Source organism: Nocardiopsis deserti, from assembly GCF_008638355.1.
GTDB lineage: Bacteria > Actinomycetota > Actinomycetes > Streptosporangiales > Streptosporangiaceae > Nocardiopsis > Nocardiopsis alborubida.
The window spans coordinates 207794-227801 of record NZ_VWVS01000012.1; the positions used below are offsets into that span (position 1 = coordinate 207794).

A 20008-nucleotide genomic window follows, 5' to 3' on the forward strand; every position below is an offset into this window, starting at 1 on the left:
GTGCGGGGCGGTGTCGGCCTCCCGCTGGGGTGGGTCGCGGGCGGGCTGGTCGCGCTGCTCGCGGCGGCCCTGCTCGGCGTCTCCGCCGGAGCGGCCTCCCTCTCCGCGGCCGACATCGCCCGGCACCTGCTCAGCCTCCTCCCGTTCGGTACGCAGTCCCCCCTCACCGAACGGGAGGCGGCCGTCCTGGTGGAACTGCGCCTGCCGCGCGTGGTGATGGGCGCGGTCGTCGGCGCTCTCCTGGCCACCGCGGGCGGCGCCTACCAGGGCGTGTTCCGCAACCCGCTGGCCGACCCCTACCTCCTCGGCGCCGCCGCCGGAGCCGGGCTCGGCGCGACGGTGGTCATCGTCTTCGGCTCGCAGTTCAGCGACTCCCCGCGCGCCCTGGTCCCGGTCGCCGCGTTCGCGGGCGCCCTGCTCGGCGTGGCCGCCGCCTACCTGCTCGGCTCCACCGCGGGCGGGGGCGGCACCGCCGCGCTCGTCCTGGCGGGCGTGGCCGTCTCCTCGTTCCTGTCCGCCGCCCAGACCCTCGTCCAGCAGATGGGCGTGGACGAGCTCCAGCGCATCTTCGCCTGGCTGCTCGGCGGACTCGGCAGGGGTGGCTGGGACGACGTGCGGCTGGTCGCCCCGTACGCGGCGGTCGGGCTGGTCGTCCTGCTGGCCAGCGGTTACCTGCTGGACATGCTCGCCCTGGGCGACGACAAGGCGGTCAGCCTGGGACTGAACCCGGCCGCCGTGCGCATCGTGGTGATCAGCGCCGCGTCCCTGGCCACCGCAGCCGCCGTGTCGGTGAGCGGCCTGATCGGCTTCGTGGGGATCGTCGTCCCGCACGTCGTGCGCCGCCTGGTGGGCTCCAACTACCGGGCGATCCTGCCGGTCACCGTGCTCCTCGGCGGCGCCTTCCTGGTCCTGGTGGACATCGTCGCCCGGACCCTCATCGCCCCCGCGGAACTGCCCATCGGTGTGGTCACCGCCTTCCTCGGCGCGCCCTTCTTCGTGCTCATCCTGCGCACCACGCGCCACCGCGGCACCTGAAACCCCACTGCCGCCGGCGGTTCCGGGAAGCCTGAGGAGGGGAAGACCCGCCGGTACCGCCTTCGTTCCCGGCGCGCCACCCGGCCGTGACGCGAACGCGTCGCACACTCTGGAACACTGGAAGGTGCTATGGACATCACCTTGCTCGTCGCCATCATCATCGCCGTCGTGCTCCTGGCCGCCGGTGGGTTCTTCCTGGTCACGACCCGGCGCTCGGTCGAACCGGGCAAGGACGAGACCGAACCCGAACCCACCGGCGGTGCCGCCGGAGCCACCGCCGTGGAGGACCGGGAGCGGGACTCGGGAACCGTCAGCACGCCCCCCGCCCAGGCGCCCCCGCCCGTGGAGGAGGCCGTCGAGCCCGCCCCGCGGGAACTGGAGACCCCGCCGCCCTCGGCCGGGCGCATGGTCCGCCTGCGCGCGCGGCTGGCCCGCTCGCAGAACGCCTTCGGCAAGGGCCTGCTCAACCTCCTGTCCTCCGAGTCCCTGGACGAGGACGCCTGGGAGGAGATCGAGGACACCCTCATCACCGCCGACATCGGTGTGGCCTCCGCCGCGCAGATCGTGGAGAACCTGCGAACCCGCGTCAAGGTCCTCGGCACCCGCGGCACGGAGGAGGTGCGGGGGCTGCTGCGCGAGGAGCTCCTCGCCCAGATCACCACCGAGGCCGACCGCGCCGTGCGCACCGGGCCGCACGACGGACGCCCGGGCGTGGTCATGGTCGTCGGGGTCAACGGCACCGGCAAGACCACCACCACCGGCAAGCTGGCCCGCGTCCTGGTCGGCGACGGCCGCAGCGTCGTGCTCGGCGCCGCCGACACCTTCCGCGCCGCCGCCACCGAGCAGCTGGAGACCTGGGGGAGCCGCGTGGGCGCCCCGGTCGTGCGCAAGGAGGAGGGCGCCGACCCCGCCAGCGTGGCCTTCGACGCCGTGGCGCGGGGCGTCGAGGAGGGCGCCGACACCGTCATCATCGACACCGCCGGGCGCCTGCACACCAAGACCGGCCTCATGGACGAGCTGGGCAAGGTCAAGCGGGTCGTGGAGAAGAAGTCCCAGGTGGACGAGGTCCTGCTCGTCCTGGACGCGACCACCGGGCAGAACGGCCTGCGCCAGGCCCGGGTGTTCGGCGAGGTCGTCAACGTCACCGGCATCGCCCTGACCAAGCTCGACGGCACCGCCAAGGGCGGCATCATCGTGCAGGTCCAGCGTGAGCTGGGCGTGCCGGTCAAGCTCGTCGGGCTCGGCGAGGGCCCCGACGACCTGGCCCCCTTCGACCCCGAGGTGTTCGTGGACGCGATCCTGTCCGTGGAGTGACGGGGAGAGGGACCCGACGACGCACGGCCGGACATCCGCACGGGTGTCCGGCCTTCCCGTGTCCGGGGGCGGGCCCGCCGACGAGCGTCACCGCCCCCCTCGCCCCGTCCGGTCCCCCGTGTCCGGGGGCGGGAACGCGGTCGTGATCCGCGTCACGCGGCGGAAACCCCGACGCAACACGGGGACGACAGTTCTGACCGTGCCCGCGCGGACCCCGTGAGATGTCACTCCGCGTGCCCGGTGCACCGCGCTCCGGTGGTGTGACGGGGGTCGCTCTGTGCCGGTGCACGTGCGTTCGCGCGGACTGGGGCTTGGGTTCATGGCGCCTTAACACTGCCGTCTGTCCTTTTACCCGCGCGCAACACACCGGGTCCTGGCGAGAAACACCCCGGTCCGAAAGTTGCCTGCGTGGTGTTCTGCACCGGGCCCGATGATGCGCTCGCTGACCGCCGCCCTCACAGACACAATCCCCCGTCCGTCCTATGGAGGCGACGCAATGATTGACTCCGGCAACACGGCGTGGCTGCTGATCAGCGCAGCCCTCGTGATGCTCATGACCCCGGGCCTGGCCTTCTTCTACGGAGGCATGTCACGGGCCAAGAGCGTCCTCAACATGATGCTGATGAGCTTCGCGAGCATCGCGGTCGTGAGCGTGCTCTGGGTCGTCATCGGCCACTCGCTCACCTACTCCGACGGTCCCGGGGCGCTCGACACCTTCATCGGCGGCCTCGACTACGTGGGCCTGTCCAACCTGATCGGTGAGATCGAGCCCGCGGCGGAGGACGGCACCGGCGGCTACCCGCTGCTGGTCGACGCCGGGTTCCAGATGATGTTCGCGGTCATCACCGTGGCCCTCATCAGCGGTGCCATCGCCGACCGCGCCAAGTTCGGCGCCTGGCTGCTGTTCGTCCCGGTCTGGGCGCTCCTGGTCTACTTCCCCGTCGCCCACTGGGTCTGGGGCGAGGGCTGGATCGAGCAGCTGGAGATCGGCGGCTACGCGGTCATCGACTTCGCGGGCGGTACCGCGGTGCACATCAACGCCGGCGCCGCCGCGCTAGCCCTGACCTTCGTCCTGGGCCGCCGCAAGGGCTTCGGCTCCGAGTCGATGCGGCCCCACAACCTGCCGTTCGTCCTGCTGGGCACCGCTCTGCTGTGGTTCGGCTGGTTCGGCTTCAACGCGGGCTCGGCCTACGCCGCCGACGGCACCGCCGCCCTGGCCCTGGTCAACACCCAGGTCGCCACCGCCGCCGCCACCGGCGCCTGGATGCTCGTCGAGCGCTTCCGCTACGGCAAGGTCAGTGCCCTGGGCTTCGCCTCCGGCGCCGTCGCGGGCCTGGTCGCCATCACCCCCGCCGCCGCCAACGTCACGCCGCTCGGCGCGATCGCCGTCGGCCTGCTCTCCGGTGCGGTCTGCGCCTACGCCATCAGCTGGAAGTTCAAGTTCAAGTACGACGACGCGCTCGACGTGGTGGGCATCCACATGGTCGGCGGCATCGTCGGCTCCCTGGTCCTCGGCCTCGTCGCCGCGGGCGTGACGGGCGGCTCCGACGGCCTGCTCTACGGCGGCGGCGTCGGTCTGCTGGCCGTCCAGGCCATCGCCGTCATCGGCGTCATGCTCTACTCCTTCGCCGTCACCTGGGTCATCGCCAAGGTCATCCACCTCGTCATCGGGTTCCGCATCCCCGAGGAGGTCGAGACCAACGGGCTGGACCACGAGCTGCACGCCGAGTCCGCCTACGCCTTCGACGAACTCGACGAACTCGAGGACGCGACACAAGCGGTCTCCCTGCCGACGCCTCCGGGCGGGGAGACGGCCTCGCCGAAGGCCAAGGCCTAGACCTCAGCGTCGAGGCCGCGGGCCTTGCGCCACTGACCCGGCGAGGTGTCCAGGGGCTGACGGAGAGAGATCTCCGTCAGCCCCGTTCGTGTGCTCAGCCACTTTTCATGTCATATATGGGCATTTCTGGCGCCGTATTGGCTGTGGCCTGTGTATCCGTTCGGTACCCTCTGAGCGGTACGGCGGTAGAGCCCGGGCGCGCGGCGCCCGACCGACGGCTCCGCCACGCGGGCGGCCCCGTTCCCGGCTCCCCCCGAAAAGGGGCACGCGGCACAACCGGGAGCCGCGCATTCGCATCCCACACCAGGAACGGGTCGGGGACCGGCGCGTCCACCCCGCCGTCCACCCGGAAACCATGCTGATTCGTACAGTGCCCCACATGTCGGGGTCAGGAGGCAAGATGGCGCCGGTTAGTCACATCACGGGTCGCAGAGGCGGGCGTGCCGCGCTCGCCGCCGCGGGCGCGGTCGTCGCCCTCGGCTTGTCCGGCTGCTCCATCGACCTCAGTCACCTGCGTCCCGGGGGCGGCGGCGAGGAGGAGCCCAGCCCGACGGCAGCCGAGCCGGTCGACGCGGCACCGCTGATGGAGGAGGCCCTGGCCGACCTGGCCGCCTATCCGGCGCTCACCGCCACCGGCCAGGTGGCCGAGAGCGTCGGCTCCGCCGACGTGCGCGACGCCTCGCTGACCGTCGCCGACGGCGGCACGGCCAGCGGCACCATCCGCGCCAACGGCATCGAGGCCGAGTTGATCAGCGCGGACGGCAGGATGTTCCTGCGCGCCGCGGAGGACTTCTGGCTCGACCAGGGAGTCTTCAGCCCCGACTTCGACGACTTCGACGGGAACTGGGTGCGCGCCTCCTCGGCCCAGGCCGGTTTCAACCCGAGCGCCTCCCTGGCCCCGCCGGAGCTCTCCGCCATCCTGGGCGGCATCGAGCTGGAGTCGGAGGAGGCCGTCGAGGAGAACCTGGACGGCACGCTCACCTACAGGATCGACCTGGCGGGCGAGCGCAACCAGGTCTGGATCAACGCCGAGACCAGCCAGATCCAGCGCATCGCCATCGAGGAGCTCGTTCCCGGGGAGGCCGAGACGGGCCCCCAGGTCCGCCTGGACCTGGCCGAGGCCGAGACCGCCGCCGTCGAGGAGCTCTACGACGGCGTCACCGCCGCCACCGAGGAGGAGCTGACCTCCTCCCGGGACGCCCGCATCGAGGTCGGCTGGGAGGGCAGTCCCTCCATGACGTGCGAGGACGGACCCAACTGCACCTGGACCGGGACCGTGCGCGACGCGGGCGGTGACGGCAGCGGCGAGGTGGCCGTGCGCATGGACGTCACGTTCAGCAACGCCGACATCGGCGAGCAGAACTGCGAGGACAGCGGCACCCTGGAGGCGGCCGGCACGCTGGAGCTCTCGTGCAGCGCCGACTACAACATCGTCAGCTCCGTCCAGCAGACCTACCCGATCGACGGTGAGGCCCAGCTGTCCACGCGCGGCCTGACCGGCGGTCAGCAGGAGGAGATGCTGACGGCCCTCGCCGAGCAGCGCGAGGCCACCCTGTCGGGCGGCGCCTCCCCCTCCGCGGAGGAGTCCGAGACGGCCGAGGACGAGGGTAACTAGAGGTACTCGCGGGGCGCGGCCCCCGAGCGCACGGCGGCGGAGGGCGGGGACGGCGTCCCCGCCCTCCGCCGTGTCCGGGTCCGCCCGCCGGGCGATACTGCAAGGTGATCCCAGGCCGGTAGGCTGGGAGACCAACTCCGAGACGAAGGACTGGCCACACTCGTGTTCGAGACGCTTTCCGACCGGCTGACATCGGTCTTCTCCTCGCTGCGCGGTAAAGGGCGGCTGTCCGAGGAGGACATCAACGCGACCGCGCGGGAGATCCGTCTCGCGCTGCTGGAGGCGGACGTCGCGCTGCCGGTGGTCCGCGAGTTCATCGCGCGGATCAAGGAGCGCGCCCGGGGCGAGGAGGTCTCCAAGGCCCTCAACCCGGCCCAGCAGGTCATCAAGATCGTGAACGAGGAACTCGTCGGGATCCTCGGCGGCGAGACCCGGCAGGTCCGCTTCGCCAAGAACCCGCCGACCGTGATCATGCTCGCGGGCCTCCAGGGCGCCGGTAAGACCACCCTGGCGGGCAAGCTCGCCCGGTGGCTGGCGGCCGACCGCAACACGCCGCTCCTGGTCGCCGCCGACCTCCAGCGCCCCAACGCCGTCACGCAGCTCCAGGTGGTCGGTGAGCGCGCCGGGACCCCCGTGTTCGCGCCCGAGCCCGGCAACGGCGTCGGCGACCCCGTCCAGGTCGCCCGCGAGTCCGTCGAGCACGCCCGTCGCAACAACCACAACGTGGTGATCATCGACACCGCGGGCCGTCTCGGTGTGGACAGCGAGATGATGCAGCAGGCCGCGGACATCCGCGACGCGGTCAGCCCGGACGAGATCCTCTTCGTCGTCGACGCGATGATCGGCCAGGACGCGGTCAACACCGCGCAGGCCTTCCTCGACGGGGTCGGCTACGACGCGGTCGCGCTCACCAAGCTCGACGGCGACGCGCGCGGCGGCGCGGCCCTGTCCATCCGCCACATCACCGGCCGTCCCATCATGTTCGCGTCCACCGGCGAGAAGCTGGAGGACTTCGACCTCTTCCACCCGGACCGGATGGCCTCGCGCATCCTGGACATGGGTGACGTCCTCACGCTCATCGAACAAGCTCAGCGCACGTTCGACGAGGCCGAGGTCGAGAAGATGGCCTCGACCATGGCGTCGGACGAGGACTTCACGCTCGACGACTTCCTCCAGCAGATGCAGATGGTCCGCAAGCTCGGCCCGATCGGCAACCTGCTGGGCATGATGCCCGGCATGGGCCAGATGCGCGAGCAGATCGACAGCATCGACGACAAGGACCTGGACCGCATCCAGGCCGTCATCCAGTCGATGACCCCGGGCGAGCGCGCCAACCCCAAGATGATCAACGGGTCGCGCCGCCTGCGCATCGCCAACGGTTCGGGCACCCAGGTCAGCGATGTCAACGGCCTGGTCACCCGCTTCTTCGAGGCGCAGAAGATGATGCGCAAGATGAAGGGCGGCGGCATGCCGGGTATGCCCGGTATGCCGGGCATGGGCGGCGGTGCCAACCGTAAGAAGGCCAAGGCCCAGGCCAAGAAGACCAAGAAGGGCAAGCAGCGCAGCGGCAACCCGATGAAGGCCCGCCAGCAGGAGGCCGAGCGCGCGGCCGAGCGCCAGCGCCGCCAGGAGGAGGGCGGCCAGCAGCCGCCGCAGCTGCCCCCGGGCCTGGGCGGCGGCGGTCAGCCCACGCTCCCGCCCGGCTTCGGCGGCCCCAACATGCCCGACCTGTCGAACTTCAAGCTGCCCAAGAAGTAGGCGCGGCCGGTACCGGCCCGCGCGCCCGTCGGCCGGCGGGCGGAGCGCTACCATGCGTGTGGCGCAGCCAGCCGCCCCGCACCGCGGACGCGGCCGGGCCGACGGCCCGGCCGCGTGCCCGTCTCCTTCGAGGCGGGCAGCTGGCACCGCCCGGGACACCGGGCGGGGCGGCCCGTCCACGTTCCGGGGACGGGCCGCCGCCGCGTTCACCCCTCATCCGCGCGGCCGTGTTCCGGTGTCGTGTCCGGGGAACACGTCCGCGTCTGGCACAATGAGTAGTCGACTAACGGTGCCGGGCCAGCCCTCTAACTAGCCCGTCACCCACGTCTGTCCCGTCGGGTGCCGCAACCCCACGTGGTTTCGCCGCCGGGCGCCTTACACCGTTAATCGGGAGAAGACCACTCCAGTGGCTGTCAAACTGAAGCTCAAGCGTATGGGCAAGATCCGTACGCCCCAGTACCGCATCATCGTCGCCGACGCCCGCACCAAGCGGGACGGCAAGGCGATCGAGGAGATCGGCAAGTACCACCCCAAGGAGCACCCGAGCCTCATCGAGGTCGACTCCGAGCGGGCCCAGTACTGGCTGTCCGTGGGCGCCCAGCCCTCCGACGCGGTCAAGGTCCTCCTGCGCAAGACCGGTGACTGGCAGAAGTTCAAGGGCCTGCCCGCCCCGGCTCCGCTCCAGGTCGCCGAGGCCAAGGACCCCGAGGCCAAGGAAGCGGCCTTCCAGGCCGCGCTGAAGGAGCTCGTGCTCCCCGGCGCCGAGGGCAAGGGCAAGGGCCGCAAGTCCGAGAAGAAGGCGGAGAAGGCGGACAAGCCCGCCGAGACCGCTGAGACCACCGAGACTGAGAAGTCCGAGGGCGAGGCCTGACGTGCTGGAAGAGGCGCTTGAGCACCTCGTGAAGGGGATCGTTGCGAACTCCGACGACGTCCAGGTGAGAGCCAAGCGGCTCCGCAAGGGCAAAGTCCTGGAGGTCCGGGTCCATCCCGACGACCTCGGCAAGGTGATCGGCCGCAACGGTCGCACCGCCAAGTCCCTGCGGACCGTCATCGGCGCCCTGGCCGGGGGCCGTTACGTCCGCGTGGACCTGCTGGACCTGCACGAAGTGCGCTGACGCGCCTCTCGGGGCGCCGACCGCGAACGGTCGGCGCCCCGCAGCCGTGCCCGGGACCCCGGGGCCCGTGCCCACCGCACGCGCCCGGACCCGGGCACAGTTTTCTCACCCCCCGAGGGGGCGGAAGGACGGAAGAATCCCCATGCGACTCGTTGTCGGCCGGATCGGCCGCGCGCACGGAGTCCGCGGCGACGTCGCCGTCGACGTGCGCACGGACGACCCCGCGGCCCGGTTCGCCGACGGCTCCGTGCTGGCCACCGACCCGGCCGGAACCGGTCCGCTCACCGTCGTCTCCACGCGCCGCCACAGCGGCCGCCTGCTCGTGCGCTTCGAGGGCGTGGCCGACCGCGACGCCGCGGAGGGGCTGCGCGGCACCGCCCTGCTCGTGGACTCCGAGGACATCCCGCCGCTGGAGGACCCGGACGAGTTCCACGACCACGAACTCATCGGCCTGGCCGCGGTGACCACCGGAGCGGAGCCGGTCGGCACGGTGGCGGACGTGCTCCACCACGCGCAGGACCTCCTGGTGGTGACCACCCCAGGCGGCGGAGAGGTGTTGGTGCCCTTCGTGGCGGCCCTGGTCCCCGAGGTCGACGTGGCCGGGGGCCGGATCGTCATCGACCCCCCGCCCGGCCTGCTCGACCTCGCCGACTGAAGGGGCGCGCCGTGCGCATCGACATCATCAGCATCTTCCCCGAGTACTTCGGCCCCCTGGACCTGTCCCTGATCGGCAGGGCCCGCGTGTCCGGGCTGCTCGACGTGCGCGTGCACGACCTGCGCTCCTGGACCCACGACCGCCACAACACCGTGGACGACACCCCCTACGGCGGCGGCCCCGGCATGGTGATGAAGCCCGAGCCGTGGGGCGAGGCGCTGGACGAGGTCGTGGGGCGGGGGCCCGCCCGGCTGATCCTGCCCACCCCCAGCGGTCGGCCCTTCCGGCAGGCCGACGCCGAGCGCCTGGCCGAGGAGGAGCGCCTGGTCTTCGGCTGCGGCCGCTACGAGGGCATCGACTCGAGGGTCGCGGCGGACGCCGCGGAGCGGATGCCCGTCGAGGAGGTCAGCATCGGCGACTACGTGCTCAACGGCGGAGAGTCCGCGACGCTGGTGATGGTCGAGGCGATCACCCGGCTGCTGCCGGGCGTGCTCGGCAACACCGAGTCCGCGGTGCAGGACTCCTTCGCCTCCGGCGGCATGGAGAACCTCGTGGAGGGGGCGGTCTACACCAAGCCCGCCTCCTGGCGCGGGCGGGAGGTGCCGCCGGTGCTGCTGTCGGGCAACCACGGCGCCGTGGACCGCTGGCGCCGTGACCAGGCGCTGCGCAAGACCGCGCGCAACCGCCCCGACCTGGTGGGGGCCCTGCCAGAGGAGGCGCTGGACCGGCGCGACCAGGAGGTCCTGGCGGAGGAGACCGTTCGAGACGCCATCTGAGATGTGGCAGACTGGGTGGGTTCCCCTCGGTGACCGGCGGCATCCGCATGCCGGCGGTACGACGTCGGCCTCTGTGACGGTCACCCGGGCGGTTCGACAGTACAGACCCATTCGGGCCCTCGCCCGCGTACCCCTTCCCCTCGGGGAGCAGGACGCGGAGCGCTATCGATGAGGATTCGCGAGATGCACACCGCCATTCAGGAGCTGGAGAAGGCCCAGCTTCGTTCCGACGTCCCGGAGTTCCGTCCCGGTGACACCCTCAACGTCCACGTCCGCGTGACCGAGGGCACCCGTACCCGTGTCCAGGTCTTCAAGGGCGCCGTCATCCGCCGCCAGGGCTCGGGCAACCGCGAGACCTTCACCATCCGCAAGGTGAGCTACGGCGTGGGCGTGGAGCGCACCTTCCCGATCCACACCCCGGCCATCGAGAAGTACGAGGTCGCCGCCCGCGGCCGCGTGCGCCGCGCCAAGCTGTACTACCTGCGCGACCTGCGCGGCAAGGCCGCCCGCATCCGCGAGCGCCGCTAGTCCGTCACCGGGTGACCCAGGGCTCCTCCCCGGCGTTTTTCCGTGTCGAATCTCTCCGCTCCCACCAGGGAGGCAGGATAGGCTTCGGCTCGATGAGCAAAGACGAGAAGGACCTCGGCTCGGACGGGGTCCAGGACGAGGAATCCGCCCAGCCCGGTCCGGAGGAGCACGGCTCCGCCACTGGCTCCCGAGCTCACGAGAGCTCGGGAGCCAGTGCTGTCTCCGGTACCGACGGCGAGGAGTCGGAGGAGGGGGCGGACGACGAGATGAGCAAGTCCGAGAGCACCGAGAAGAAGGGGTCGTTCTGGAAGGAACTCCCCATCCTGGTCGTGATCGCCGTGGTCCTGGCGTTCGTGATCAGGACCTGGCTGGTGCAGGCCTTCTACATCCCCTCCACCTCGATGGAGAACACACTCCTCGTCGGGGACCGGGTACTCGTCAACAAGGTCGTCTACGAGCTCCGCGACATCGAGCGCGGCGAGGTGGTCGTCTTCGACGGCAACGGGTCCTGGGACGACCCGAACACCGTGTCGGTCCCCGAGCCCACCAACCCGGTCTCGGCCGCGTTCACGTGGGTGCAGCAGCAGCTGGGCGCGGCGCCCACGGGCAAGGAGTACATCAAGCGGGTCATCGGCCTGCCCGGTGACACCGTGGAGTGCTGCGACGAGCAGAACCGCGTCCTGGTCAACGGGGTCCCCCTCGAGGAGGAGGCCTACCTGTACCCGGGCAGTGTGGCCACGCACACCGAGTTCGGCCCGATCGAGGTGCCCGAGGGGCACCTGTGGCTGATGGGGGACCACCGGGCGATCTCCTCCGACTCGCGGCTCAACCAGAACAACCCCGGCGGCGGCGCGGTCCCGATCGACCACGTGGTGGGCCGGGCCTTCGTGATCATCTGGCCGGTCGGGCAGATCGGTCCGCTGAGCGTTCCGGAGTCCTTCGAGGAGCTCAACGCCGCGGACGGGTGACGTGCCGCGCGGGGCGGTCCGCCGAGAAAATCCGCACGGCGGAGTACACGGGGCCCTTCCGTGACGCATGATGGAGGCTGGACGGTATCGGCGTCCCCCGACGCGTGGGGCCGCCCACGACCGGGAACACCCCGGCCGTCGGCGGTGTCCGGGCGGAGGGGACCGGCACACCACGACCGGAGAGTGCGACGAAAGCGAGCGCGTGGATGAGTTCTGAGGACCTGGAGAAGTACGAGGCCGAGATGGAGCTCCAGCTCTATCGCGAGTACCGCGACGTCGTCGGTCTGTTCAGCTACGTGGTGGAGACCGAGCGGCGGTTCTACCTCACCAACCACGTCGACCTCCAGCCGCGTTCGACCGAGAACGGGGAGATGTACTTCGAGGTCGTGATGGAGGACGCCTGGGTCTGGGACATGTACCGTCCGGCCAGGTTCGTCCGCAACGTCCGCGTGGTGACGTTCAAGGACGTCAACGTCGAGGAGATCACCAAGGCCGACCTGGAGATGCCGCCCGCCGAGGGGGGCGCACAGGACTGATCCGGCGCCGGGCGGCCTGGTCCCGGGTGCGGCCCCGGCCTCCCGGGGTCGGGCCTCCCGGAACCAGGCTTCCCCGCCCGGGCGCGGCCGGGGTTTTCCACAGGAGAGAACCGGCCCTGGCGCCGTGAGCGGCGATCACCGACCGTGGTTACGGGAGGTGGTTGACCTTGGACCGGTGGGCCGAGTACCGAAGGACGTTGGGCGGCCGTGGCGAGGACCTCGCCGCGGCCTTCCTCCGACGCGCCGGGATGCGGGTGGTCGCCCGCAACTGGCGCATCCCCGACGGGGAGATCGACATCGTGGCCCGGGACGGCCCCGTCCTGGTCATCGCGGAGGTCAAGACCCGTACCTCCGTCCGGCACGGGCATCCGGTGGAGGCCATCACCCCGGACAAGCGGCGCCGTCTGCGCCGCCTCGGACACGCCTGGGCGGTCCGGCACCGGGTGCCCGCCCGCCCCCTGCGCGTGGACGGCGTCTGCGTCCTGATCAGCGGCGGGCGCGTGTTCGTCTCCCACGAGCGGGGGATGGCATGATGACGCTCGCCCGCACCCGCTGCATCGCCCTGCTGGGCGTCCAGGGGCACATCGTCGAGGTGGAGGTGCACCTGGGCGGTGGCGACTTCGGGGTGACCCTGGTGGGGCTGCCCGACGCCGCGCTCCGCGAGGCCAGGGACCGCATCCGCGCCGCCGTCGTCAACAGCGGCGAGGAGTGGCCCAGCGGCCAGATCGTCATCAGCCTGTCCCCGGCCAGCCTGCCCAAGTCGGGAAGCCTGTTCGACCTGGCCATCGCCGCCGCCGTCCTCGCCGCGGCGGGATCGGTGCCGGTGGAGCGGCTGGAGGACAGCGTCCTCATCGCCGAACTGGGCCTGGACGGCCGGGCGCGGCCGGTGCTGGGGGTGCTCCCGGCGGTCGTGTCGGCCGCCGAGCAGGGCTACCGCAGGTTCGTCGTCGCACGGGGCAACGCCGCCGAGGCCCGGCTGGTGCCCGGGGCCGAGGTGACGGCGGTGGACAGCCTGATGGACCTGTGCCAGTGGCTGCGCGGGGAGTGCTTTCCCGAGGCGCACACGGAGGAGGCCGTGCCCCGGCCCCGCGAGCCGCGCGGCCAGGGCCCCGACCTGTCCGACGTCCTGGGGCAGCCCGTGGCCCGCCGCGCGGTGGAGATCGCCGCGGCCGGCGGCCACAACCTCATGATGCTGGGGCCTCCCGGCACGGGCAAGAGCCTGCTCGCCGAACGCCTGCCCACCGTGCTGCCCCCGCTCGGCCCCGCCGAGGCGTTGGAGGCCACCGCCATCCACTCGGTGGCGGGCATGCTGCCGCCCGGCGCGCCCCTGGTCACCGTGCCCCCCTTCGCGGCTCCGCACCACACCTCCACCCGGGCCTCGATCATCGGCGGCGGCAGCGGCTACCCCACGCCCGGCTGGGTGTCCAAGGCCCACCGCGGCGTGCTCTTCGTCGACGAGGCCCCGCAGTTCGGGCGCGGGGTGCTGGACTCCCTGCGCGAACCCCTGGAGCGCGGCGAGGTGGTCCTGGCCCGCGCCTCCTCGACGGTGACCTTCCCTGCGCGCTTCCAACTGATCCTGGCCGCCAACCCCTGCCCCTGCGCCAAACCCGGCGCCCTGTGCACCTGCCCCGCCGGCGAGCGGCGCCGCTACTTCTCCCGCCTGTCCGGGCCCCTGCTGGACCGGATCGACCTCAAGGTGGAGCTGCAACCGGTGTCGAGGGCCGAGCTGCTCGCCGACCGCGCCTTCGCCGAGTCCTCCGAGGTGGTGGCCGCACGGGTGGAGAAGGCCCGCGCCCGCGCCGCCGAGCGGCTGGCGCACACGCCCTGGACCACCAACGCGGCCATCCCCGGGGCGCAGCTGCGCAGGGAGTTCCCGGTGGAGTCCGCCGCGCTGCGGGTGCTGGGCAGGGCGATGGACCTCGGACAGATCAGCGCCCGGGGGGTGGACCGCGCCCTGCGGGTCGCCTGGACCCTGGCCGACCTCGCCGACCGGGACCGCCCCGGCGAGGAGGAGGCGGCCTACGCCTTCGCGCTCTGGGCGGGGCACGCGTGGTGAGCACGGACGGGACGGAGAGGAGCGGTGGGACGGTGCGGGACGCGGAGGGTGAGGCGGACGCGCGGGCGCGGGCCTGCCTGACGGCGGTGGCCCCGCCGGGGGACCTGTGGCTGGGGGCGATGCTCGCCGAGCACGGGGCGGACCGGGTGTGGGTGCTGCTGGTGGCGGGGGCGCCCCCGCCACCGGTGCCCTGTGCCGAGGAGGAGAGCCCGGGACCGGAGGCCCGGGCGCTCCTGGAGCGCAGGTGGGTGCGGTGGTGCGCCGCGGCCCGGGGGGTGGACCCCGACGGGCTGCTCGGCGACTCGGCGGCGGCCGGGATCCGCTTCGTGGCCCCGGCGGACCCCGAGTGGCCGGGGCGCCTCGACGAGCTGGGCCTGCCCGGGGGGCGGCGCTCACACGGACTGTGGGTGCGCGGCGCGGGGGACCTGCGCCACCTGTGCCTGCGCTCGGTGGCCGTGGTGGGTGCGCGCTCGGCCACCCCCTACGGGGAGCACGTGGCGGCGGAGATGGCCTACGAGCTGGCCGAGCGCGCGGTCGTGGTGGTCTCCGGAGGCGCGTACGGGATCGACGGGGCCGCGCACCGGGCGGCCCAGACCCACGGCGGCACGGTCGTGGTGCTGGCCTGCGGGCTGGACGTGGACTACCCGCGCGGGCACGCGGGCCTGTTCGCCGACGTCGCCCGCACCGGGGTGCTGGTGAGCGAGCGGCCGGTGGGCGCCACCCCGCGCGCACCGGACTTCCTCGTTCGCAACCGGCTGATCGCCGCGCTCACCCCGGGCACGGTGGTGGTGGAGGCCGGGCGGCGCAGCGGGGCGCTCAACACCGCCTCGCACGCCGCCGAGCTCAACCGGGTGCTGATGGCGGTCCCCGGCCCGGTCACCTCGGCGATGTCGGTGGGCTGCCACCTGCTGCTCCGCGACTGGCACGCGGGCTGCGTCACCTGCGCGGACGACGTCGTCGCCCAGGTGAGCACGCTGGGGGAGCTGCCGCCGGAGGCCGGGCCGCTGCGGGTGTCGGCCGAGCTCGACCAGGACAGCGCCCGGGTCCTGGCGGCGGTGCCCCGGTCCGGCGCCGGACCGGCGGTGATCGCCATGGCCAGCGGGACCCGTCTGGAGAGGACCCTGCGTTCCCTGGGGATGCTGGCCGCGGCCGGGCTGGTGGAGCGCTGTCCGGCGGGCTGGCGGCTGCCCCAGTGAGCGGGCGGAGGCGGCCGGGGCCGGTGGCTCCTCCGTGCCGTGGCGGACGGTCGAGCCCCCCCCGGGGCCGGGCCCCACTTCGTGCCGCCGTGGACGGTCACGGCTCCCCGGGCCCGGCGGGGCCGGGTCCCACCCTGTGCCCTCTGGGGTCGGCGGGCCGGGTCCCGTCTCGTGCCGTGGTGGACGGTCACGGCTCCCCGGGGCCGGGCCCCACGGGGCGCGTACGGTCCGTGGCGGGCTCCCGGCGCGTTCGGCTCCGGGCGGCCGCCGCGACGACGGTAACGCGCCCTCCGGATGGGTACGGTGACGCCATGGCTAAACCCTACAGTGACGCCCTCGTGGCGGACGGGCCGCTGTTGTTCGTCTCCGGACAGACCCCCGAGGGCCCCGGGGGCGAGGTCGCCGGGGACATCCAGGGGCAGACGCGCCAGATCTTCCGCAACCTGGAGGCCGTCCTGGCCCGCCACGGCGTGGACCTCGGCCACCTGGTCAAGCTCACCTACTACCTGCGCCACATCTCCGACCTGGAGGAGTTCTGCTCCGCCCTGGTCGAGTGCCTTCCCGAGGGGCGCCTGCCGGCCGCGTCCCTGGTGGAGGTGAGCGGCCTGGTCGACCCCACCCACCTCGTGGAGGTCGAGGGGGTCGCCTGCCTGCCCTCCGGGAGGTAGGCGTGCTGGAGCGCTTCGCCGCGCACCTGTCGGGCGAGCTGGGACGCTCGCCCCACACCGTGCGCGGCTACCTGGCCGACCTGCGTTCCCTCCTGGCCCACCTGGAGGAGCGGGGGCGGGGCGTGGAGGACCTGGACGTGGACCTGGTGCGCGGGTGGCTGTCCCGGGCCCGCGACGCGGGCGCGGGTCGCGCCACCGTGGCCCGCCGGGTGGCCGCGGTGCGCGCGTTCACCCGGTTCCTGCACCGCGAGGGTGTGCTGGCGGCCGATCCCGGCCCGCGTCTGGCCAGCCCGGCGCAGCGGCGCTCCCTGCCCACGGTGCTCGACGAGCGCCAGGCCGCCGCGGCGCTCGCCGGGGAGACCGACGAGACCCCGACCGGCCTGCGCCGCCGCGCGGTGGTGGAGACGCTCTACGCCACCGGTGTGCGCGTCGCCGAACTGTGCGCCCTGGACCTGGCCGACGTGGACCGCGAACGCGACACCGTGCGCGTCCTGGGCAAGGGGGCCAAGGAGCGCACGGTTCCCGTGGGCGGTCCGGCCCTGGACGCCCTCGACGCCTGGCTGTCCGGCGGCCGCCCGGAGATGGCGGGCGCCGCCAGCGGCGCCGCGCTGTTCCTGGGGGCCCGGGGCGGCCGTCTGGGAGTCCGCCAGGCCCGCGAGGACGTGCACGCCCACCTGCGTGCTGCCGGTGCGGACAGCGCGCCGCACGGCCTGCGGCACAGCGCGGCCACCCACCTGCTCAACGGCGGCGCCGACCTGCGCAGCGTGCAGGAGTTCCTGGGCCACGCCAGCCCGCGCAGCACGCAGATCTACACCCACGTGTCCGTGGAGCGCCTGCGCGACACCTACCGCCGTGCCCACCCCCGCGCCTGACCGCCCCGGAGCCGTCGGTGCGCCGACGGCGCGGTGCGGCCCCCGCGCGTGGGTGTGAGGCGGTCCTCACACGCGGGCTGAACAGGGACCGGCGTGCGGCCCCGTGTGACGACGGCGGGCCGACCCCATGCGGGAGAAGCGGGCGGGGACCGCGCGCGTCCTTCGGGTCAGGGGCCGGGCACCGCCCTCACGCGTGGGGTGAGCGTGCGCGACTGCGCGCGCTCGCCCTGCTGCGGGCCGACCTCACGTTCGGGTGTGAGCGGCAGCAGGCGGAACCGCCCGAGGCCGAGCAGGGAGAGCGGGTCGAGGTGGTCGTCGCCGCGGAGCAGGCCCCAGTGCAGGCAGGGGCGGTCCGGGCAGTGCGGCGGCGCGGCGGCGAGCGTGCCCAGCGGGTCCCCCGCGGCGACCGGATCGCCCCGGACCAGGTCGGACTCCACCGGCAGGTAGGTGGTGCGCAGGTCGCCGTGCACCACGCTCACCAACGGCGTGCCCGCCACCGCGCCCGCGAAGTGCACCCGCCCGGCACCGGCCGCGCGGACCTCCTGGCCGGGTTCCGCGGCCAGGTCCACACCCAGGTGCCCGGGCAGCCAGCGCAGCTCGGGCGGGTCGAAGCGGCGCAGCACCCCGACCGGAGGGTCCACCGGCCAGCGCCAGTCGGCCCCGGCGGGGTGGTGCGGGGACAGGAGGGAGAACGCCAGGGACAGGGTCAGGAGCAGCGAGGGGGCCATACCTCCAGGGTCCGGACACGGGGGGCGGACCGCCAGGGGGCACCCGAACCTGTGGACAACCCCGCCGCGGAGGAACCGGAACGCGGCGCAGGTCCCGACGTATTCCCGATGGAGGATAGAATCATCTGTGGCCCGTCGGGCCGATCACAATACGCACGTCCACGAGCCTCCTCAGCGAGGGGCCGTACCCGCGGTCCGCACCACCTTCCACGGCGGTGCGGCGGTACGTCCGGGGCGTCAGGAACAACCGTGAGCGGGGACCCTCCCCGCCACCTCAAGGAGGACCAGGTCATGGCCACAGTCGTGACGATTCGCCAGCTCCTGGAGAGCGGCGTCCACTTCGGGCACCAGACCCGCCGCTGGAACCCCAAGATGAAGCGCTTCATCTTCACTGAGCGCAACGGCATCTACATCATCGACCTCCAGAAGTCGCTGGCCTACATCGACCGCGCCTACGAGTTCGTCAAGCAGACGGTCGCCCACGGCGGCACCGTCCTGTTCGTCGGCACCAAGAAGCAGGCGCAGGAGGCCATCGACGAGCAGGCCCGCCGCGTCGGCATGCCCTACGTCAACCAGCGCTGGCTGGGCGGCATGCTCACCAACTTCTCCACCGTGCACAAGAGGCTCCAGCGCCTCAAGGAGCTGGAGGAGATCGACTTCGACGACGTCGCCGGCTCCACGCTCACCAAGAAGGAGCTCCTCAACCTTCGCCGTGAGAAGGAGAAGCTGGAGCGCACCCTCGGCGGTATCCGCGACATGTCCCGCGTGCCCAGCGCGGTCTGGATCGTGGACACCAAGAAGGAGCACATCGCGATCAGCGAGGCTCGCAAGCTGAACATCCCGGTCGTGGCCATCCTGGACACGAACTGCGACCCTGACGAGGTCGACTACCCGATCCCGGGTAACGACGACGCCATCCGCAGTGTCAGCCTGCTCACCCGCGTGGTCGCCGACGCCGTCGCCGACGGCCTCATGGCCCGTTCCGGCGCCTCCGAGGGCACCGGCGAGCGCAAGGCCGCCGAGGAGCCCCTGGCCGAGTGGGAGCGCGAGCTCCTGGAGGGCAAGGCCGACTCGGGCGAGGCCGCCGCCGAGACCGGTGAGGCCGCCGCCGAGGAGGCCCCCGCCGAGCAGGCTCCCGTCGAGGCCGCCGAGACCGCCGCCGAGCAGGCTCCGGTCGAGACCGCCGCCGTCGCCCCGGCCGACGAGGTCGCCGCCGAGGCCCCGGCCGAGGTCACCTCCGAGGACTCCCCGGCCGACGCGCCGGTGAAGGCCCCCGACGCCGAGTAGTCCCGTGCCCCAGCGCACCGCCGCCGCCCCGCCGCTCCCGGCGGGGCGGCCGCTCGGTGCCCGGGACCGGATCCGCTCCACTTTCCGTACAGACTCTCCACTCCAAGGGAATCCGAGAACAGTCATGGCGAACTTCACCGCCGCGGACGTCAAGAAGCTGCGCGACATGACCGGCGCCGGCATGATGGCCTGCAAGAAGGCCCTGACCGAGGCCGACGGCGACTTCGACAAGGCCGTCGAGGCCCTGCGCGTCAAGGGTGCCAAGGACGTCGGCAAGCGCGCCGAGCGCACCGCCGCCCAGGGCATGGTCGTCCTCAAGCAGGAGTCCGAAGGCAAGGCCACCCTCGTCGAGCTCAACTGCGAGACCGACTTCGTCGCCAAGAACGACCAGTTCATCGCGCTCGTCAACCAGGTCGCCGACTTCGTCGCCGCCCAGGACAGCGACGACCTCGCCACCGTCGCCGCCGCCGAGATCGAGCCGGGCAAGACCCTGCAGGCCTTCATCGAGGCCAAGAGCGCGGTCATCGGCGAGAAGCTGGAGTTCCGCCGCTTCGCCAAGTTCGAGGGCGCCTACGTCGCCAGCTACCTCCACAAGTCCGACCCGGACCTGCCCCCCACCATGGGTGTCCTGGTCGAGCTGGACAAGGCTGACGAGGAGGTCGGCAAGGACCTCGCCCAGCAGATCGCCGCGCTGGCTCCGCAGTACATCGGCCGGGACGACGTCCCCGCCGAGGTCGTGGAGAACGAGCGCCGCATCGCCGAGCAGACCACCCGCGAGGAGGGCAAGCCCGAGCAGGCCATCCCCAAGATCGTGGAGGGCCGCCTCAACGGTTACTTCAAGGACGTGACGCTGCTCGGCCAGCCGTTCGTCAAGGAGAACAAGAAGACGGTCCAGAAGGTCGTCGACGAGGCGGGCGTGACCGTCAAGCGCTTCGTCCGCTTCAAGGTCGGCCAGGCCTGAGGGTTTTGAGATGATGGAGGTGCCGGGGAGACTGCTCCCCGGCACCTTCGGTGGATATGGGCGGGTGGCGGGGCGCGTGAGCCCGGTCGGCCGCCGCGAGGAA

General features: G+C 72.6%; 20 protein-coding genes. 19 read left to right on the forward strand and 1 reads right to left on the reverse strand.

The genetic code is table 11. The annotated features are described in order from the left end of the window. The 17 genes from FYW99_RS15995 (at position 1) to FYW99_RS16075 (ending at position 16929) form a co-directional block, all read left to right on the forward strand. Positions 1-1035, forward strand: a complete 1035-nt coding sequence (locus FYW99_RS15995; protein WP_061078187.1) for a FecCD family ABC transporter permease — start codon at positions 1-3, stop codon at positions 1033-1035. 129 nt (positions 1036-1164) lie between these two features. After that, positions 1165-2349 carry a signal recognition particle-docking protein FtsY gene (gene ftsY, locus FYW99_RS16000; RefSeq protein WP_150252839.1) on the forward strand — a complete coding sequence of 395 codons (1185 nt, stop codon included), beginning with the start codon at positions 1165-1167 and terminating at the stop codon, positions 2347-2349. 496 nt (positions 2350-2845) lie between these two features. Further along, complete coding sequence (locus FYW99_RS16005; RefSeq protein WP_150252840.1) at positions 2846-4186, forward strand: ammonium transporter; 1341 nt, start codon at positions 2846-2848, stop codon at positions 4184-4186. Positions 4187-4586: 400 nt separating this feature from the next. After that, positions 4587-5801 carry a LolA-like protein gene (locus FYW99_RS16010; RefSeq protein ID WP_150252841.1) on the forward strand — a complete coding sequence of 405 codons (1215 nt, stop codon included), beginning with the start codon at positions 4587-4589 and terminating at the stop codon, positions 5799-5801. A gap of 162 nt (positions 5802-5963) precedes the next feature. Then, positions 5964-7559, forward strand: a complete 1596-nt coding sequence (gene ffh / locus FYW99_RS16015) for a signal recognition particle protein (RefSeq protein ID WP_150252842.1) — start codon at positions 5964-5966, stop codon at positions 7557-7559. Between the two features lie 406 nt (positions 7560-7965). Then, positions 7966-8430 carry a 30S ribosomal protein S16 gene (gene rpsP, locus FYW99_RS16020; RefSeq protein ID WP_150252843.1) on the forward strand — a complete coding sequence of 155 codons (465 nt, stop codon included), beginning with the start codon at positions 7966-7968 and terminating at the stop codon, positions 8428-8430. 1 nt (position 8431) lies between these two features. Beyond that, the gene (locus tag FYW99_RS16025) at positions 8432-8674 is read left to right on the forward strand and encodes an RNA-binding protein (protein WP_013151282.1); all 243 of its coding nucleotides are present in this window, start codon (positions 8432-8434) and stop codon (positions 8672-8674) included. A 142-nt stretch (positions 8675-8816) separates the two neighbouring features. Continuing rightward, positions 8817-9329: a ribosome maturation factor RimM gene (gene rimM / locus FYW99_RS16030; protein ID WP_150252844.1), complete on the forward strand. Its 513-nt coding sequence runs from the start codon at positions 8817-8819 to the stop codon at positions 9327-9329. 11 nt (positions 9330-9340) lie between these two features. Further along, complete coding sequence (gene trmD, locus FYW99_RS16035) at positions 9341-10105, forward strand: tRNA (guanosine(37)-N1)-methyltransferase TrmD (RefSeq protein WP_150252845.1); 765 nt, start codon at positions 9341-9343, stop codon at positions 10103-10105. Positions 10106-10288: 183 nt separating this feature from the next. Next, positions 10289-10633 carry a 50S ribosomal protein L19 gene (gene rplS, locus FYW99_RS16040; RefSeq protein ID WP_150252846.1) on the forward strand — a complete coding sequence of 115 codons (345 nt, stop codon included), beginning with the start codon at positions 10289-10291 and terminating at the stop codon, positions 10631-10633. Positions 10634-10725: 92 nt separating this feature from the next. Continuing rightward, complete coding sequence (lepB, locus tag FYW99_RS16045) at positions 10726-11601, forward strand: signal peptidase I (RefSeq protein ID WP_150252847.1); 876 nt, start codon at positions 10726-10728, stop codon at positions 11599-11601. A gap of 206 nt (positions 11602-11807) precedes the next feature. Next, positions 11808-12137 carry a DUF2469 domain-containing protein gene (locus tag FYW99_RS16050; RefSeq protein WP_017566259.1) on the forward strand — a complete coding sequence of 110 codons (330 nt, stop codon included), beginning with the start codon at positions 11808-11810 and terminating at the stop codon, positions 12135-12137. Positions 12138-12304: 167 nt separating this feature from the next. Continuing rightward, on the forward strand, positions 12305-12670 hold the full coding sequence (locus tag FYW99_RS16055) for a YraN family protein (protein ID WP_150252984.1): 366 nt from the start codon (positions 12305-12307) through the stop codon (positions 12668-12670). Beyond that, positions 12670-14193: a YifB family Mg chelatase-like AAA ATPase gene (locus tag FYW99_RS16060; RefSeq protein WP_150252985.1), complete on the forward strand. Its 1524-nt coding sequence runs from the start codon at positions 12670-12672 to the stop codon at positions 14191-14193. Before FYW99_RS16055 ends, FYW99_RS16060 begins: the two co-directional genes overlap by 1 nt. A gap of 32 nt (positions 14194-14225) precedes the next feature. After that, positions 14226-15389, forward strand: a complete 1164-nt coding sequence (locus FYW99_RS16065) for a DNA-processing protein DprA (protein ID WP_150252848.1) — start codon at positions 14226-14228, stop codon at positions 15387-15389. A gap of 311 nt (positions 15390-15700) precedes the next feature. Beyond that, positions 15701-16057 (forward strand): RidA family protein, encoded by a 357-nt coding sequence (locus FYW99_RS16070; protein ID WP_150252849.1) that lies wholly within the window; start codon positions 15701-15703, stop codon positions 16055-16057. Between the two features lie 2 nt (positions 16058-16059). Next, positions 16060-16929: a tyrosine recombinase XerC gene (locus FYW99_RS16075; protein ID WP_150252850.1), complete on the forward strand. Its 870-nt coding sequence runs from the start codon at positions 16060-16062 to the stop codon at positions 16927-16929. Positions 16930-17096: 167 nt separating this feature from the next. Here FYW99_RS16075 and FYW99_RS16080 read toward each other — a convergent pair whose 3' ends face one another. After that, positions 17097-17657, reverse strand: coding sequence for a M23 family metallopeptidase (locus FYW99_RS16080; RefSeq protein ID WP_150252851.1), 561 nt, complete (start codon positions 17655-17657; stop codon positions 17097-17099). Between the two features lie 291 nt (positions 17658-17948). On the opposite strand from FYW99_RS16080, the gene rpsB reads away from it, so the two are divergent. Then, complete coding sequence (rpsB, locus tag FYW99_RS16085; RefSeq protein WP_150252852.1) at positions 17949-18944, forward strand: 30S ribosomal protein S2; 996 nt, start codon at positions 17949-17951, stop codon at positions 18942-18944. A 124-nt stretch (positions 18945-19068) separates the two neighbouring features. Further along, positions 19069-19905, forward strand: a complete 837-nt coding sequence (gene tsf, locus FYW99_RS16090) for a translation elongation factor Ts (RefSeq protein ID WP_017566252.1) — start codon at positions 19069-19071, stop codon at positions 19903-19905. Positions 19906-20008 lie beyond the last annotated feature (103 nt).

Coding starts and splice junctions, on each gene's coding strand:
- rpsB (WP_150252852.1), top strand. CDS start 17,949: ATGGCCACAGTCGTGACGATTCGCCAGCTCCTGGAGAGCGGCGTCCAC.
- FYW99_RS16060 (WP_150252985.1), top strand. CDS start 12,670: ATGACGCTCGCCCGCACCCGCTGCATCGCCCTGCTGGGCGTCCAGGGG.
- FYW99_RS16080 (WP_150252851.1), bottom strand. CDS start 17,657: ATGGCCCCCTCGCTGCTCCTGACCCTGTCCCTGGCGTTCTCCCTCCTG.
- tsf (WP_017566252.1), top strand. CDS start 19,069: ATGGCGAACTTCACCGCCGCGGACGTCAAGAAGCTGCGCGACATGACC.
- FYW99_RS16070 (WP_150252849.1), top strand. CDS start 15,701: ATGGCTAAACCCTACAGTGACGCCCTCGTGGCGGACGGGCCGCTGTTG.
- FYW99_RS16050 (WP_017566259.1), top strand. CDS start 11,808: ATGAGTTCTGAGGACCTGGAGAAGTACGAGGCCGAGATGGAGCTCCAG.
- rimM (WP_150252844.1), top strand. CDS start 8,817: ATGCGACTCGTTGTCGGCCGGATCGGCCGCGCGCACGGAGTCCGCGGC.
- FYW99_RS16010 (WP_150252841.1), top strand. CDS start 4,587: ATGGCGCCGGTTAGTCACATCACGGGTCGCAGAGGCGGGCGTGCCGCG.
- rplS (WP_150252846.1), top strand. CDS start 10,289: ATGCACACCGCCATTCAGGAGCTGGAGAAGGCCCAGCTTCGTTCCGAC.
- ftsY (WP_150252839.1), top strand. CDS start 1,165: ATGGACATCACCTTGCTCGTCGCCATCATCATCGCCGTCGTGCTCCTG.
- FYW99_RS16005 (WP_150252840.1), top strand. CDS start 2,846: ATGATTGACTCCGGCAACACGGCGTGGCTGCTGATCAGCGCAGCCCTC.
- lepB (WP_150252847.1), top strand. CDS start 10,726: ATGAGCAAAGACGAGAAGGACCTCGGCTCGGACGGGGTCCAGGACGAG.